General features: G+C 48.8%; 17 protein-coding genes and 1 pseudogene. 2 read left to right on the top strand and 16 right to left on the bottom strand.

Features of this window, described 5'->3' with window-relative positions:
- Positions 1-140: 140 nt before the first annotated feature.
- Positions 141-929 (bottom strand): DUF3891 family protein, encoded by a 789-nt coding sequence (locus MHI06_RS08735; protein WP_340401224.1) that lies wholly within the window; start codon positions 927-929, stop codon positions 141-143.
- Between the two features lie 194 nt (positions 930-1,123).
- Here MHI06_RS08735 and coaA point away from each other — a divergent pair, with 194 nt between their 5' ends.
- Both coaA and MHI06_RS08725 read left to right on the top strand, forming a co-directional pair.
- Positions 1,124-2,053 carry a type I pantothenate kinase gene (gene coaA, locus MHI06_RS08730; protein WP_340401223.1) on the top strand — a complete coding sequence of 310 codons (930 nt, stop codon included), beginning with the start codon at positions 1,124-1,126 and terminating at the stop codon, positions 2,051-2,053.
- 69 nt (positions 2,054-2,122) lie between these two features.
- Positions 2,123-2,485 carry a DUF423 domain-containing protein gene (locus MHI06_RS08725; RefSeq protein ID WP_340401222.1) on the top strand — a complete coding sequence of 121 codons (363 nt, stop codon included), beginning with the start codon at positions 2,123-2,125 and terminating at the stop codon, positions 2,483-2,485.
- Positions 2,486-2,554: 69 nt separating this feature from the next.
- Here MHI06_RS08725 and MHI06_RS08720 read toward each other — a convergent pair whose 3' ends face one another.
- From MHI06_RS08720 to MHI06_RS08650, 15 genes and pseudogenes are all read right to left on the bottom strand, one after another.
- Complete coding sequence (locus tag MHI06_RS08720; RefSeq protein WP_340401220.1) at positions 2,555-3,106, bottom strand: histidine phosphatase family protein; 552 nt, start codon at positions 3,104-3,106, stop codon at positions 2,555-2,557.
- 25 nt (positions 3,107-3,131) lie between these two features.
- Positions 3,132-3,914: a glutamate racemase gene (gene murI / locus MHI06_RS08715; protein WP_340401219.1), complete on the bottom strand. Its 783-nt coding sequence runs from the start codon at positions 3,912-3,914 to the stop codon at positions 3,132-3,134.
- Positions 3,915-3,993: 79 nt separating this feature from the next.
- On the bottom strand, positions 3,994-4,380 hold the full coding sequence (locus tag MHI06_RS08710; protein ID WP_340401218.1) for a hypothetical protein: 387 nt from the start codon (positions 4,378-4,380) through the stop codon (positions 3,994-3,996).
- A gap of 67 nt (positions 4,381-4,447) precedes the next feature.
- Positions 4,448-4,918, bottom strand: a complete 471-nt coding sequence (locus MHI06_RS08705; RefSeq protein WP_340401217.1) for a GNAT family N-acetyltransferase — start codon at positions 4,916-4,918, stop codon at positions 4,448-4,450.
- Entirely contained in the window at positions 4,915-5,634 is a 720-nt protein-coding gene (locus MHI06_RS08700; protein ID WP_340401216.1) for a GNAT family N-acetyltransferase, read from the bottom strand. The genes MHI06_RS08705 and MHI06_RS08700 overlap by 4 nt, the downstream gene beginning before the upstream one ends.
- A gap of 2 nt (positions 5,635-5,636) precedes the next feature.
- Positions 5,637-6,008 carry a hypothetical protein gene (locus MHI06_RS08695; RefSeq protein ID WP_340401215.1) on the bottom strand — a complete coding sequence of 124 codons (372 nt, stop codon included), beginning with the start codon at positions 6,006-6,008 and terminating at the stop codon, positions 5,637-5,639.
- A gap of 89 nt (positions 6,009-6,097) precedes the next feature.
- Positions 6,098-6,982, bottom strand: a pseudogene (locus tag MHI06_RS08690) (serine/threonine protein kinase).
- Positions 6,979-7,557 (bottom strand): GNAT family N-acetyltransferase, encoded by a 579-nt coding sequence (locus MHI06_RS08685; RefSeq protein ID WP_340401214.1) that lies wholly within the window; start codon positions 7,555-7,557, stop codon positions 6,979-6,981. Before MHI06_RS08685 ends, MHI06_RS08690 begins: the two are co-directional and overlap by 4 nt.
- Positions 7,554-8,135: a DJ-1/PfpI family protein gene (locus tag MHI06_RS08680; RefSeq protein ID WP_036669691.1), complete on the bottom strand. Its 582-nt coding sequence runs from the start codon at positions 8,133-8,135 to the stop codon at positions 7,554-7,556. The genes MHI06_RS08685 and MHI06_RS08680 overlap by 4 nt, the downstream gene beginning before the upstream one ends.
- Before the next feature lie 213 nt (positions 8,136-8,348).
- Positions 8,349-9,269, bottom strand: a complete 921-nt coding sequence (locus tag MHI06_RS08675) for an SDR family oxidoreductase (RefSeq protein WP_340401213.1) — start codon at positions 9,267-9,269, stop codon at positions 8,349-8,351.
- A 67-nt stretch (positions 9,270-9,336) separates the two neighbouring features.
- The gene (locus tag MHI06_RS08670) at positions 9,337-10,665 is read right to left on the bottom strand and encodes a F390 synthetase-related protein (RefSeq protein WP_340401212.1); all 1,329 of its coding nucleotides are present in this window, start codon (positions 10,663-10,665) and stop codon (positions 9,337-9,339) included.
- Entirely contained in the window at positions 10,662-11,522 is an 861-nt protein-coding gene (locus MHI06_RS08665) for an MBL fold metallo-hydrolase (protein WP_340401211.1), read from the bottom strand. The genes MHI06_RS08670 and MHI06_RS08665 overlap by 4 nt, the downstream gene beginning before the upstream one ends.
- Positions 11,516-12,511, bottom strand: coding sequence for an SDR family NAD(P)-dependent oxidoreductase (locus MHI06_RS08660; RefSeq protein ID WP_340401210.1), 996 nt, complete (start codon positions 12,509-12,511; stop codon positions 11,516-11,518). Before MHI06_RS08660 ends, MHI06_RS08665 begins: the two co-directional genes overlap by 7 nt.
- Complete coding sequence (locus tag MHI06_RS08655) at positions 12,508-13,800, bottom strand: ATP-grasp domain-containing protein (RefSeq protein ID WP_340401209.1); 1,293 nt, start codon at positions 13,798-13,800, stop codon at positions 12,508-12,510. The genes MHI06_RS08660 and MHI06_RS08655 overlap by 4 nt, the downstream gene beginning before the upstream one ends.
- Positions 13,790-14,791, bottom strand: a complete 1,002-nt coding sequence (locus tag MHI06_RS08650; RefSeq protein ID WP_340401208.1) for a beta-ketoacyl-ACP synthase III — start codon at positions 14,789-14,791, stop codon at positions 13,790-13,792. Before MHI06_RS08650 ends, MHI06_RS08655 begins: the two co-directional genes overlap by 11 nt.
- Between the last annotated feature and the right edge of the window lie 273 nt (positions 14,792-15,064).

Here is a 15,064-nt window from a genome sequence, read left to right as displayed (position 1 = left end):
CATTTGTATTTTCATCGATCTCGAAGTGTAGTCCATGATGATATATATGCATACGAAAGGCGGACGCCCTGTACATCAGAAGCCCGCCTGTTTTGTGATATTCTATGCTGTGCATTCCTCAAGCTCGGATGTTCGAGTTCTCACTTCAATTCCGTAATCAACACCCGGCGTTCCTTCCACTCCGCCCGGCGATAAGCCTGCTGCATACCAAATTTGCGGATACTTGCCTTCGGTACCGATTTGTAAGGCAAAACAACCGTAAAGTTCTCATCAAACGGGAAAAAAGACAGCCCTACTTTCTCATTGGATAACCACTCTGCCTGAATCGGTTGTCTGGAACAGGCATCAAACGTACAACTGAGGCCTTCTGCAAAAAAATCATAACGTGCAGCAGGTGTTCCCGGTTCCTCCATACAGAGAAACAGACTGAGCTGATCACAGAACAACATGATTTCCACATCGCTTTGCAGCCTTCGTTTCAATGCTTCAGTATCACCACCAAGCTGGTTCTCCCAACTCAACTGATGTTCCAATTCTTCATTCAGATAATCTCGGATGTCTTCATCATCCTGAGCATTGGCTCCCAGATTTTTCTGAAATAGCTCCGTATACATCAAGCTACACAGTAATCCGGCGTAAAGGTTTTTCTGCCGAACTTCTTCAATGCCTTTATGGTAGAATACAAAACGCGGACGTAGCGGAAAATCACGAAACGAATACGGCGATTGACTGTAATCATTCCAGAACGGAGATGAATCCAGTTCGATCCAGCCACGGTCATGTTCTCTCGCCGCCAGAATTAAATCATCTCGATGAGCAGCATCGGCAAGCAATTCATTTTTCCAGTGGGAAGCCATCTCTCCGGCTACTACTCCATGCTCATGCTGTGCGGTCAAAACAAAATCATGCTCTCTCTCATATACGATCATTTGCTGTCACCCTTCCGCATGGTATACGTTGACTTTAACATAAATTGGGTTAAACTTTCCTATAAGTTACTTTTCACTCCATTTTGACGAAAGGCATTATGGAATGCACAATGTAAAGGTGTTGTCAGTTTCCTGAAATTTGGTACACTAAGGGTTGTGTCCACGATCATATTACATACAGAAAGCGGGATCTCATGAATTCATACTCTCCTTACATCGAGTTTAACCGCAAGGAATGGGCTGAACTTAAAGAACATCAGACCACTCTTCCACTGACGGAAGCCGAATTAGAACAGTTAAAGGGATTGAATGAAGAGGTATCGATTCAAGAAGTCGAAGATATATATCTGCCTCTTACCCACTTTATTGACTTATATGCAAGAGTTTCACGAGAACTGAATCGACTGACGGCCTCCTTTATGAAAAAAAAAGCTCTCCCCACCCCCTACATCATTGGAATCGGGGGAAGTGTTGCCGTGGGCAAAAGTACAGCGGCCCGCTTGCTCCAGGCACTGCTCGCCAGAGGTAAGAATAGCCCAAAAGTTGACCTGGTCACAACCGACGGTTTCTTATATCCCAATGCCGTGCTGCAAGAGAAGGGCATCATGAACCGCAAGGGCTTCCCGGAAAGCTATGATATCAAATCCCTGATTCAGTTCATGGGCGATGTGAAATCAGGCAAACCCGAAGTGAAAGCACCGGTCTATTCTCACCTCGCCTACGATGTCATTCAAGGGGAAGAGAAGCAGATCTGTCAGCCGGATATTCTCATTATTGAAGGCATCAATGTGCTCCAGATCAAAAAGGAAACGCCTTTGCTGGTCAGTGATTTCTTTGATTTCTCCATCTACATTGATGCGGAAGAAGAACATATAAGGCACTGGTACGTTGAGCGTTTCAAGCTGTTACGCAATACAGCGTTTCAGAACACGGATTCCTTTTTCCATCAACGATTCGCCAATATTGATGAAGAAGAAACCGTGCGTACAGCCAACCAGATTTGGCATGATATCAATGCCAAAAACCTGCATGAAAACATTTTGCCAACCAAAGGACGTGCCAGGCTGATTCTGAAAAAGGAAGCCGATCACTCCATTGGGCAGATTCAATTGCGCAAACTGTAAACAACTCTCATCAGGACGAGTACACCTTGATGTTGTATCTAATTACCCTTAAAAGGAGTGAAAAACACATTGCAAACCCTGATTATCCTCGGCAGTATTATGATGTTTCTGGCTGTCGCTTTGGGTGCTTTCGGAGCACACGCGCTCAAGCGTAAATTATCCGCTGACATGATCAAAATCTACGAAACCGGTGTTCAGTATCATATCGCCCACGGACTTGGAATCATCCTGATCGGACTGCTGGCAGACCGCCTCGAATCCTCTTCACTCGTCATGCTTGCCGGATGGCTGTTGTTCGCCGGGATCATCCTGTTCTCGGGTAGCCTGTACGCTTTAAGTGTAACGGGTGTTCGCAAATTGGGAGCCATTACCCCACTTGGCGGAGTCGCATTTTTGGCTGGATGGGTTATGATCATTATTGCTGCACTATAAATACGCCCCATGTATAAACGAAAAGAGTGTTCTGGCTGATATACTATCGCTGGAGCACTCTTTTGCTGTTCAATCTGTCCAAATTCTGCGAATGGTGGGTAGCCCTGTATCTGGCCGTTGTCGCTCCAACACATACACATCCGGGTTAGACAGTTTGGTCCACTCTCCATAACCAAAGGATGGTTCATACTCACGAATAAGTAGTGATAACAGGTTTCCATGAGTAACCACGGCCCCGTGCTGTTCCGGTCTGCTCCACAACTCTTCTAGGAGTGCCATCCCTCTTTCAGCGGCGGTTCTGGATGATTCCCCACCTTCTTCCACCCAGTCCACATCATCGTATGTACGTTTCAGCACATCCATCCAGTTAGGCAGATTAACGGAGCTAAGTATCCTCTCCTGGAGACGTTCATCCGTATGTATATGTTGCAGCGTTGCTATGCCCAGTGGCATAGCCGTCTGAATGGCCCTTTTCCATGGACTGGAGACAATATACGTTATGGAATGATGAGCCAAGATATTCGCAAGTTTTTCAGCCTGCCCGATCCCTTCATCTGTAAGCTCTGCATGGGGTTCCTGCCCCGTGGCCTTGGCGTGACGGATAAGATAAATGGACTGCAACGGCTATCACCTCCTATGGTGTAACCTACATGGAACTCTTCTCAAGATATTGAAGTGCACTGTACATCTTCTCCTGCTCTTCCGGTCGGCCTGATGAACTGAAGAAGGTAACTTGTTCCCCTCTTCTGCCTTCAGGCTGAGCCACCAGTCCAAGACGCTGCTTCAGGTGGTTCACCGTGCCTGTGCTGCCATCAATAATCTGTATATGCTCTGGCAGAACCGTGCGCAGAATGGACGTATAGAATGGATAATGCGTGCAGCCAAGCACCACTGTGCCATACCCTTGAAGATCGAAATCTGCCAGCTTGAACCTGAAATAATCAGCGATTTTGCTCGGATCAAAGTCCAGCTGTTCACACCACTCCACAAGTTCCGGCAGAGCAATGGAATCCACACTGTGGTGATCATCAACACGCGATACCAGTTCGTTATACTTGGTTTGGCTCAAGGTGAGGGCCGTAGCAAATACAAGCACTCTCTTCCCACTGTCACGATTCATCTCTACGGCTGGTTTCACCGCAGGCTCCATGCCAATGATCGGAATATCGTACTTGGCGCGCAGATCCTTAACAGCCAGACTGGTTGCTGTATTACAAGCAATCACGATGGCTTGAACATCCTCCTGAACGATGGCTTCCACACAATCAAAAATATGTCCTCTAACCTCATCCGCAGACTTGGTTCCATACGGGACATGCAAGGTATCCGCATAATACAGAAACTGTTCTTCCGGAAACTGTTGTAATGCCTTATGCAAAACGGTTAAACCACCGATGCCTGAATCAAAAAAAGCAATTTTCTTAGTCAAGGATTTCACCTCTATAATGTATTCTTTCGGGTTCCAGGAACCTCTCAATGCTGCTCATGCTGACTGGAGGTGAGGTTTGTTATTCTACGTTCATTTTATACTTCCTGAGCCAGTCCTTGCCACTATGCCATGCCTCTACGGGGTTATGCTCTCCAAGCAGTTCAGTACTTGCCTGAGCCATAATCGATTCCTTGAGACCATTATCCGGACTGGATTCGAGCTGCTGTAGCAGCAGATGCAATCCTTCCTCACCCGTATTCAAAATGTCATCGTAAACCTCCCGGTTACCAGCAATATAATCATTGGGATTGCTGCTGGTCAGGAGGACAGGGTCGCTAACCATCTGCTGCAGGTTGCTTTCAATGGTTGCTGATAATGCTTGGTCTTCTGTCCGAGTCGAACATGCTACTACCGTCAATGCTGTGCATACGGATAACAAACCCAGAATCAGTCTTCTGCGATTCACTGTACCCCTCCTTTCAACAATGAGTTAAGACAACCGATTCGTCTTTCATGCTCAAGCCCACGGCCAACTACAGAACAAGTTCCCATTGTTCTTCGGTAAGCTCCTGACCTGACAACATCTGCTTGCGGACTTCCTTCACTTCGAAGCCCACAGATTGATATAATCTACGTGCGCCGATCAAAGACTCATTGGTCCACAGGATCACAGATGTGTAGTCCTTTTCTTTTGCAAAAAGAATTGCCTGTTCGATAAGCTTCACGCCCCATCCTGCACCACGTGCTTCCGGTTCGATCAGGAACCAGCGTAGTTGAGCCGTATTATCATTCACTTGAGTAAGACCTATGGAGCCTGAAGCTGAATGATTCAGCTCAACGATCCACAACATTTCCCTCGAGTGATTGCCCGTAAGTCCAAACAAATTCACCGCATTCGTGATAAATTCAGCAAAGCTATCATCATAATTATACTCTTTTCGATAAATACGGATATGCGCTTCAATGACATATTGCAGGTCCTTTTGTACGAAAGTGCGGATCATTGGAGGTCACAGCCCTTGCTCGAATTCAGAGTTGTGATGCTGAAATCCACACCGAACTGAATTAGTCCCAGTTTACGGGCAACATGCTGTGAAGCGAGATTATCCCAGGATGTACTGTAGATCGGCATGCGTCCACGCTTCTTAACATCATACTGCCAGCACTTTACCGTCTCCGCTGCATATCCATGTCCTCTATAACCAGGTGCCGTATACAGGCTGGCCTCTGCACCATGAACGGAGACCCTTGCAGAGCAGCACACTGCCACAGCAGAACCCTCAATAACATAAGCGGCAACAGGGCTTTTTTCATGCGAGTGATCCGTTAATTCCGGAAAATGCTCCGCAAGCAAATAACGCTGCTCATGACCAATCAACTGCACCTTCAGATCCCACTCATCTAATGTTTCAGGAAAAGAATAGGCTGGTCCCATCCACACACGGTTGACTGACTCAAAGGTTTCCACCTTTCGAATCAGTTTCGGAATATCCAATGGAAGCTCGCTATCCTTACCCAACTCAGCCATTAGATTCGGCGGTAACTGCTCATGGTAATAGGTCAGTGAACCGGCAGAAGTCATGCCGATAAAAATGGCTGGAGCCTGCCCACCACCCGGTTCGTTAATGCTTAGGAGGCGCTGTTGCTCGTTGATCGTATATAAAGTATTCGCTTGTATTTTCAACATTTCGATAGGCGACAGGTTCGATTCTGGAAGCATAACTAAGAAGTTAACCTTTGCAATAATCGTTCGCCTACACTGCCTTTACCAGCTTCCTGCTGCTCAAGAAATTCGGATAATTGACGTAAATCAGCCGGGCGATATCCAGCCCCGCACCCGCAATTATGATAGGTATAACCATGACGATACAGCATCATAACTTTGGTCCATTGCTTGGTATCATTTTGCTTGGGCGCCTGGAAATCCTGTCCCATGCTGGCCATAGACGTGGCACATTGCGGGCATTTATATTCAAGTTGTGCCACCACCTCAGGGCTCAGGTCATGTCTGGAAACTTGTTTAAATGATTTGCGACAAATGAAACATGCATAGATGTCTTTATATGGTCCTGACAAGGCATATCTGCACATCATCTGCACCCCCTTAATAATTTCCATTATACGGGATTTCACACGCACATACGAATGGAATTTGCACATTTGCGAAAATTCCGCCCACTCACTCATTGACCTTGCATCGCAGCTTCTTTCCAGGCCTCACCAAGTTCCGCAATCGTTGCGTACCGCTCGGACCGCTCGTCGCTCACTGCACGTTTCACAACCTGATACAACGCTTCTCCGGCATCCCATCTGACATAGGAACGATCTTTCTCCCCGCCAAGCAACCCGAACGCCATTGCCCCCATATTGAATACATTGGTAACAGTATCTATGGGTGCGCCTAGCTCAAACTCTTCGGAAGACATAAAGCGGGAAGATCCCCACATGCGCCCCATGGTATTGGTAAAAGAGCCCTTCCGATACAGATCTATATCACAAATTTTCATGAATTCTCTGTTAAAATCATAGATAAGACTGCCATCATACAAATCAACAGCCACATAACCTCTCCGTTCCACATCGATATGAAAATTCACAATCTGCTCCATTGCCCGAATGCGTTTCTCAACAGGAAGCTGTCGGAACCGATAGTAGGGCGAACGTGGATCTTCATATTTGGCCGGAGGCGGAAAATACCAATGGGAATGCAGACACTCCCCATCTACCCAATCGAATACACAGGCATAGCCCTCATCCGTTGCAAAATGATCCGTTAGTCGAATCAACGTGTCATGCGCCAAATCTTCGTAAACGGAAATAGATCATTTCAGATTCCGAATGGCTTCCGGGGGACTTCCCGTATGATTCGCATGAATCGTATGTGCTCCCGCATATTTAACGAACAATCGCTTTCCATCCTTTTGCACAATACCAAAAGAGAGATTCCCTGAATCCTGCTGATCGAATACGCGAAAAACCCTACCCAAGGGCTGTAACCAATCGAAAGAATGAGACTCTTTTAAGACAAAGGAAATACCATCGATCTCAAGTTCAACTTGATCTGTCATCGGACTCCTCCTGTGCTGGTATCTTCATTCAATGTTGAATGCTCCGTATAAAAGTAATTCATATGCGCCTCATCATATCCCTGACCGTTGACTTCCAATGCGTTACGCTCGATGCCGTAGACTTCAAATCCATATCGCTCGTATAAACGTCTGGCTGATTCATTCGTTGTAACTACACTCAGATTAATCTGCTTGATGCCTTCCAGATGTCTTCCCCGATCCAGCACCTCGCGGAGCAAACGCGAAGCCAGCCCACTTCCCCGATATGGCGGAGCAACATAGACGCCCCAGATCATGCCTTTGTGCCTGAGTTTCAGGCCATGTTCCCTTTTGAAACCCATCATTCCCGCCAAGGTTCCTTCTTCTGTGTATGCTCCCAGAATATAATCATCCGGTTCATTATGTATGCGCTCTTGCACTTCATTCATGGGGATCTGAATGGACAACTCGAACGAAGCCCCGAAGGCTTCAGGATGTGTTTTCAGTGCTTCCAGTCGCAAAGGCCAGTAGATGTCTGCTTCACAGCGCTGAATATTGCGAATGATATACGTCTCTTGCTTTCGATCTTCGTTCATTCTTCGACCACTCCCTGCATCTCATAAGGATAATCGATCTGAAGTTTTACATTCGCTGCCGCTTCCTGTCCTGCAAGCAACCCAACAACATAAATCCCCAGATCAATGGACGTGGCTACTCCACCGGCAGTAATTACATTTCCATCTTTTACAATCCGCTTCTGAATTACCTCGGTGACATACGGCTCAAGCAAATTATATGCACGGGGATGTGTTGTTGCTTTTTTACCGGATAAAAAACCAGCCGCACCTAGCAGCAGAGAGCCTGTGCACACCGAAACCTTCAAAGGCACAGACTCAGCCTGTTTCAGCCAACCTACGAAGGCCTCGTCATATCGAAGCTTGCGCGTTCCCATGCCCCCGGGGATAAACACGAGATCATATTCCGACAGGTCAGGCTTCACTCGATCCACCTTCAACGTTAAACCAGACTCATCCGTGACCTGATCTGTCATGGCACAGGTTTCCCACGTCGTTCCTTTGGTGGGTTCAAAGAAATTCAACCGATTGATCACATCATAGAATCCTGCAAAATCAAGGAAAGTCAGCCCATCAAACAAAACGAATGCAATTTTCATTGGTAACCTCCGCGTTTTAATTTGGTGCATCCTGATTATGTTTCTGATTCCGATCCCGTTCCATCGCTTCCTTCACCCGGTCACGCACTGGCAACTTGCTATTGATATGAAAGAGCAGACCCACAATCGCAAGAAGTAAAATAATGACGATGAATTCGAATATGGCTTATCCCTCCCAATCGGAATTATGCGATCGTATCTCCTGCCTAATCGCTATTTTAAGCCACGGGCGATGATCCGCTCCAGCCACTTCCAGGGTAGCACCGCTTTGCCAATGATGAGCACACGCGAACCTTTTCCCAAAGCATATCGAAGTCTTGGTGCACGCATCCGTGCAATTCGGCCGATCAGATCTGCCACTTCCTGTGGGTCAGGTGCAGTCTCGCTCGCATGTTTGGAATAACGAAGAACCGCGTCCAGCTTATGCTTATACGGAGAGTCCTCGCTCCGGTGAATCTCACCCAAACCTTTATTCCAGATCGGTGTACGATAAGAGCCAGGCTCAACCAATACCACCCGAACACCGAACGAAGACATCTCATGCCGCAGACTTTCCGTGAATCCTTCCACAGCGAATTTGGAGGCAGCATAGGGCGCATACCCTGGAAAACCCGACAACCCACTGACGCTGGACAAGTTAATAATCAGCCCCTGCTTCTGTTCACGCATCACAGGCAGGACCGCACGTGTCACGGCGATTAATCCAAACAAATTGGTTTCCATCTGACGCCGCCAATCCTCCATCCCTACTTCCTCAATGAACCCCCCCACCGCAAATCCCGCATTGTTCACCAGCATGTCGATTCGGCCATGGTCGTGAAGTACAGTCCCCACAGCTTTTTGCACCGATTCAGCATCGGTCACATCCAGTTGCACATATTGCAAACGTTCGGTTATCTCCGCCTGTTCAGCCAGCTTAACCAATGCTTCTCTTCGACTCAGGTCACGCATTGTAGCAACAACAAGATATCCTTGCTTGGCAAGGGTGATTGCGGTGAGCATACCAAAACCACTGGAGGTACCCGTAATTAAGGCAACCGGAGCGTTATCTCTCTCCTTTGTCTTACTCACTGAATCAAGACCCGTGTTAATTCGTCCTTGCTCGTCCTCTGTTAAGTGTTCATCAGCTGTCACGGTGTGTCCTTCTTTCCTTGGTAAATTACTTACTTCCGTTCCTACCATACCGCACGGCCCCTATTGCTTAATCCGCCACTCCGTTATCTCGTCTCTCCACCCTGCGCAGCTTCGTAAGTCCCGGTTCAAACGTATATGGAACAAATCTGATCTCAGGTAGGGTACATTCAAGCCGCTCTCCCAGCTTTATCAGTTCACCCCGTACATCCGTCTCGACCTGAGCCATCACTGCGCTCCCGCCAAGTCGAAGGGATACCTCCATTGTTCCGTCCCCTTGCTGCACCACACGATAATGTTCAATATCCGGGGAAGCCGCAATGACCGAACGAGTGACGAAATCAGGAAAGACCGGTACCGCCTCACCCGTATGCAGTTGTGAAAAATAAAGCGTGTCATCACAGCGGCCTTCAATCCGCTCAATGGCGGTAAACGGGGAACCACAGGCACATGGCATCGCCGCCTCGGTCAGAATATCATTCAGTCGATACCGGATGATCGGCTGTGATGTTCTGGAGAAGTCCGTAATAATGGGCACGAACCGCCGGGTGGCGGGATCAATGAACTCTTTTTCAATATGCACGATATCTTCATTCAAATGCAGTGTGCCATAACGACAGGTCGCACCCAGGAACCCTTCTGTGCACTGATAGACTTGATGAACGGTCTGTCCGAAGACCTGCTCCAACACCTTGCGATCCAGGGGGTCCAACACCTCAGCAACAGAGATGATTTTATCCGGTACAGCAGTCAGATGGCCTGCCACATAGGCATCCGCCAACAGACGCAGCATGGATGGAGGAGCCACCCACACGGTAGGTTGGTAGGTTTCCAGCCGATTGACCAAGGTCTCCACACGCTCCAGCAGATCAAAGTACTGAAACTGCAATTTGCCACGCTGCACCGATTCATACAGATTACTGTTAGCCCGCAGGAAAAACGCAATCTTCGCAGGTTTCCACAGTCCACCAGGCAGCAACTTAGCCAGTACCGTACCCGTCCACGCATCCTGCTCACGATCACTCACCAGAAATATCCCCCGGTTCCCTGACGTGCCCGAAGACAGTCCAACCGTCACGCCTTGAATGGAAGGTTTGAAGTCACGTGTTTCTTCACTCTCACCTGCAAGAGTCAACGCTTCATCCTTGGTAATGCCTACCGTGTTCAGTGTATCGAAGTGCTCCATCATAATCGATTTATCAATCAACGGAAATCTTCTCCAGTCGGATGTGTTCACGCCATCCCACCACTTCCGGTAAAACGGAGAGCGGGCACGGATCTGATGGACATGACGAATAACCCGGCGCTCTTGCCAGCGCTCCAGTTGTTCTCGCGTTTTCCATGTTCGCAGCCCACGTGCAAGCGCATAATGAACCACAATACGAAGGGTATTGCTCATCGTTTCTGCCCTCCTGTACCCCAAGCGTCCAGTACATCTCGACAATGACTCGGCACAATCCGAATGTGGGGAAACTGCTGATGCAGCTGGACCAACTTGTCAAAGTTACGGTGGTATTCCTTTCGATTCGACATAATGATTCCAGCAAGAATATTAGGTCTGCGCTGTTCACGAAAAGCCCGACTCGACCATACCGCGTCCGCGCAGAGAAAATATTCATGTTCTTCTGTACGCAGCAGGAGTCCCATCATGCCTTCCGCATGACCGGATACATCCACCCCCAGTAGACTGCCATCGCCAAATATATCGTAGACCTCATCAAAAGGGAACTCTTCCCCCGCTCTCGTCCATCGCTCAGGCTCACACGTAACAGGGCATGATCTGGCCATAAAATCCTCGGGTAACAACCCGGCAAGAAAACCTGCTTTCACAGCCGCAATTGGACCGAGTGAGCGCACAGCATCATAGGCCCTTGGCAAATAGATAAATTGTGCCTCCGGGAAATCTCGTACACCCGCGATGTGATCGCCGTGAAAATGCGAGAGGATGATATACCGAATATCGGAAGCTTTCAGTCCAATTCGAGCCAAAAAATGAACGGCACTATCCTCTTCACGATAGACCACAGGTGTAATATGACGATACAGTGCGTTAGGCAGATGAGCCGTTTCCTCAAAAAAGCGGGAACTATATCCCGTATCCAGCAGGATCGGTCCATGTACGGGATGAATGATGCAAGCAAATCCTGCCGGGAAAGGTACTGGACTCAATCGACCACCACGCAGCGTCAGAAACTCTGGATGTGTACAGTAACCCGCCGCACCCAAATATAGTTTCACCGGAGTTGTTATCAGCATGATTCAGCCCTCCACCAGTCTGCAAATTGTTGCAATCCCTCTTCAATGGACACCCGAGGGATGTATCCCAATTGCTCCCGTGCATCCGTGATATCCAACGTCTGTGGGATGGATAAGGAGCCTACTGTGTACCGTGTCAACGGAGGTTCACCCAACGCAGGAATATAGCCATGAACTCGCTCCAGCAACGCTGCCACACCATATGCCATCCGATAAGGAATGTTTCGACGACGCAAGGGCATATCCAACATGCCAAACAGGCTGCTCACCAACTCACTGAACGCCCTCGGATCGCCATTGGAGATATTGTAAGCTCTGCCGAGCGCTTCGTCAGAGGCATCGCGGCACAATAATAGGGCGTCCACTACATTATCCACACATGTCAGATCGATTAACGCCTGTCCATCACCGATCATTGGCACGCCCGATTTTGCATTTGCTGCGACAATTCTGGGAAATAACGTCTGATCATACGGACCAAAAATGGCTCGCGGTCGAATCATGATCGACGGAAGTCCCTTTGCATGCCCCTCCATCACAACCTGCTCAGCGAGAAGCTTTGTGGCTGCATAATGATTGGCTGGCTTGGATGGCAACGGATCATTCTCATGTACGTTATATCGCGGATTGTAATTAAAATATATACTCGGAGTTGAGACATGTATGAATCGCTGTACTTCATTATGCAGGCATACATCTACAAGATTCTGCGTCCCTTCCACATTGCTGCTATAAAAGTCACGATATCGGCCCCATGGCGAGGATAGTGCCGCACAGTGAAACACCATATCCTGCCCCGCACACGCTTTGTTCACTGCAGCCTCATCCCGTATATCTCCACTCAGGAATCGGATTCCTGCCAACTCAAGTTCTGCACCAACCTTTGGCTGTCGACCCATACCGGTTACTTCCCATCCCTCTTTTGCAAGCCGCATCGCGAGGTGCCTTCCCAGACATCCCGTAGCTCCTGTAACCAATGCTCTGTTCATTGTTGTTCACCGTTCCATTCTATGTCATGAGTCAAAGCTTCAGTCAGCGAGCACTTCTGCGATCTTGCCAGACGCCATGCGGCCAGCACCACTCCGAATTGTTCCATTAAAGGTTGAAGATCCTGTCGTGCATAGACCACATCCCTGGTGCCACGCCACGCTGCTATCCATGCCCGGAACTTTCCTTTGCCGAAGATCTGCTGAACCCCGCTTCCTAGCATGGGAAGCATGAGCATGGCTTTGCTGCCCCGTGCTGGCGTGATCATTTTTCTGTCTTTGATCAACATCTCCGGCTCAGTTAGTGCACGCACCAAGTCACCTCCAGGGTGAAACAGATGAATCCCACTCGTTGCCCTCGGATTACACTCAATTGCGTACACTCGCCCATTCTGACCTTCTATAAAATCAAACCCAATCTGTCCGCTAAACCCCGTTGCCTCAACAAATTGTCTCACCCACGCAAGGGAACCCTCATGTTCCACCTGTTCAAAAAAAACACTGGCTCCCACGCTTCCTGTACGATAGCGGCTGTCGTAAGTGGAATGCGCAACCAGTTGCCCTTCATGCGCTATGCTGTATGTACATAACATCTGACCAGGAATGAATGCCTGTGCAACCCAAGGTGAAATAGAGGATAATTCCCCTTCGTCCGGAGGGTCGTTACGGAAATGTCGACGTTTCTTTTCGCTTACGCTCCCTTGCTGATCAGTCCTTGCCCCAGTGTCATCTGTCATGAGTGTCGGCATGCGGACTTTGGCAGCAAAGCGGGAATACACCGGTTTCCACACCCAATCTCCTACTTTCCCCAGAACAGACTGAGCTTCCATCCATTCCTGCTGACTATTGATCAGGCGTGTATCCGGAACCGAAAGACCGAGTGACCCTGCAAGCTCGATAAAATCATATTTATGATGCAGCTCATGCAGCTGCTTCAGTGAAGAAACCAGAACACGACAATATGAACGTAGACTCTCTGCCCCTTGAGCAACATAGAAGACTTCTTCACACATCGGAATCAATAGGTCAATCTGCCAATCCTGAACCAACCGTTCCAGCTCCGCCAGATACGCACCTGTGTCATGACGTGGTGATGGGACCACAGCACACTGTTCCACTGCACTGGATGATTTGGTCAGATGCCGTACGGCACTCTCCGCAACATAGACCCGATGGCCTGCCCGATGAAGCATGCGTGCCAGATCGAGCGTTACGGGGGCCCTTCCGCCTGTAAGCAGTACACGGAGAGAAGCAGTTGCGCGATGTCCGGTTTCCCCAGATCTAGTAGTCAAAAATAAGTCCTCCCAATGATAATCCGGCAGCCGTGCCAATCATCAGCACGCGATCCCCCCGCTGAATGCGCTGCTGTCTAATCGCTTCATGCAGCCCCATCGGGATGGAGGCTGCAATCGTATTGCCGTGATTTCGTGTGATGTCCATAAATCGATCTTCAGCAATCCCAAGCTTCTTGCGGATCAATCTCATCGCCATGGCACTCCCCTGATGAGGAATAACCAATTGGAAATCCTCCATCCGATTCCCGGTCGCCTGTAACATGTCGCTGATGAATCCGGGCAGAAGTCTGGAAGCCATGCGGAAGATGGCCTGTCCATCCATATGAAATAGGTAGGGTTCAGGCTGATCTGCCTTATAATTCGAAGCATGCATCCGTGTACCTCCACCTGCAATCTCCGAGAAACGAGCACCTCGGCTGTAGGTTCGAAGTGAAGCATGGACGATCTGTGACGATGATCCCTCAGGCGAACGTTCAATAATAACGGCGGCCGCTCCATCTCCGAACAGGGCCGCACTTTCTTTATCCGACCAATTCAGTCCGGCTGAGGCAATCTCAGTGGCTACGAGCAGTACTCGCTGGTAACGTCCGGCATCTACCATATAGGAGATCACATCCAGTCCGTTCAGGAAACTTAGGCAGGTTGCATCCATATCAAAGGCAGGTACGCCCGAATCTTGCTGCCCCATGGCCTGCTGGATAAATACCGCCGTACTTGGCAACGGTTGTTCCTTCGTGCCACTGGTACACACCAGACAGTCGATATCCCCGAATTCCAGTCCTGCATCCACCAGTGCAGCTTCCGCAGCCCGCGCGCCCATGAAAGAGGAGGTTTCTTCACCCGAAGCATAATGGCGCACACCTACACCTGTGGCTTTGCTGACCCAGCCCGCAGGCACGTCCAAGCGGCGATCCAGTTCCTCATCGGTGACTTCCTGTTCAGGCAGGTACTTCCCTGTTCCCGCGATCCTTACTCTTCTAAGTTGCATTTCCCCAACCTCTTTCTGTTCATCTGACTGATATATAAGTTCGTATTCAAAAAGACCGGTTTTCAGTACCGAGAAGATGGGATGAAGCTAGAAATGGAGTAGCGGAGCGTAGGAAAACTACGTGAGCAACGGACATTTCGGCTGAATTCCATATTCGATGCTGATGATGCCGATAGGCATCCTTCGTAATCAAAAGCGGACTTTTTGAAAAACCTCTATAAGTTCAGCTAATTAGTATTTACACAGACACTGCGATGACAGAACAACTTTCCA

Origin of the sequence: Paenibacillus sp. FSL H8-0079 (assembly GCF_037991315.1) — a bacterium.
Lineage (GTDB): Bacteria > Bacillota > Bacilli > Paenibacillales > Paenibacillaceae > Paenibacillus.
Note: the sequence above shows the minus strand (reverse complement) of the source record. Positions and strands in the feature narration are given on the sequence as shown.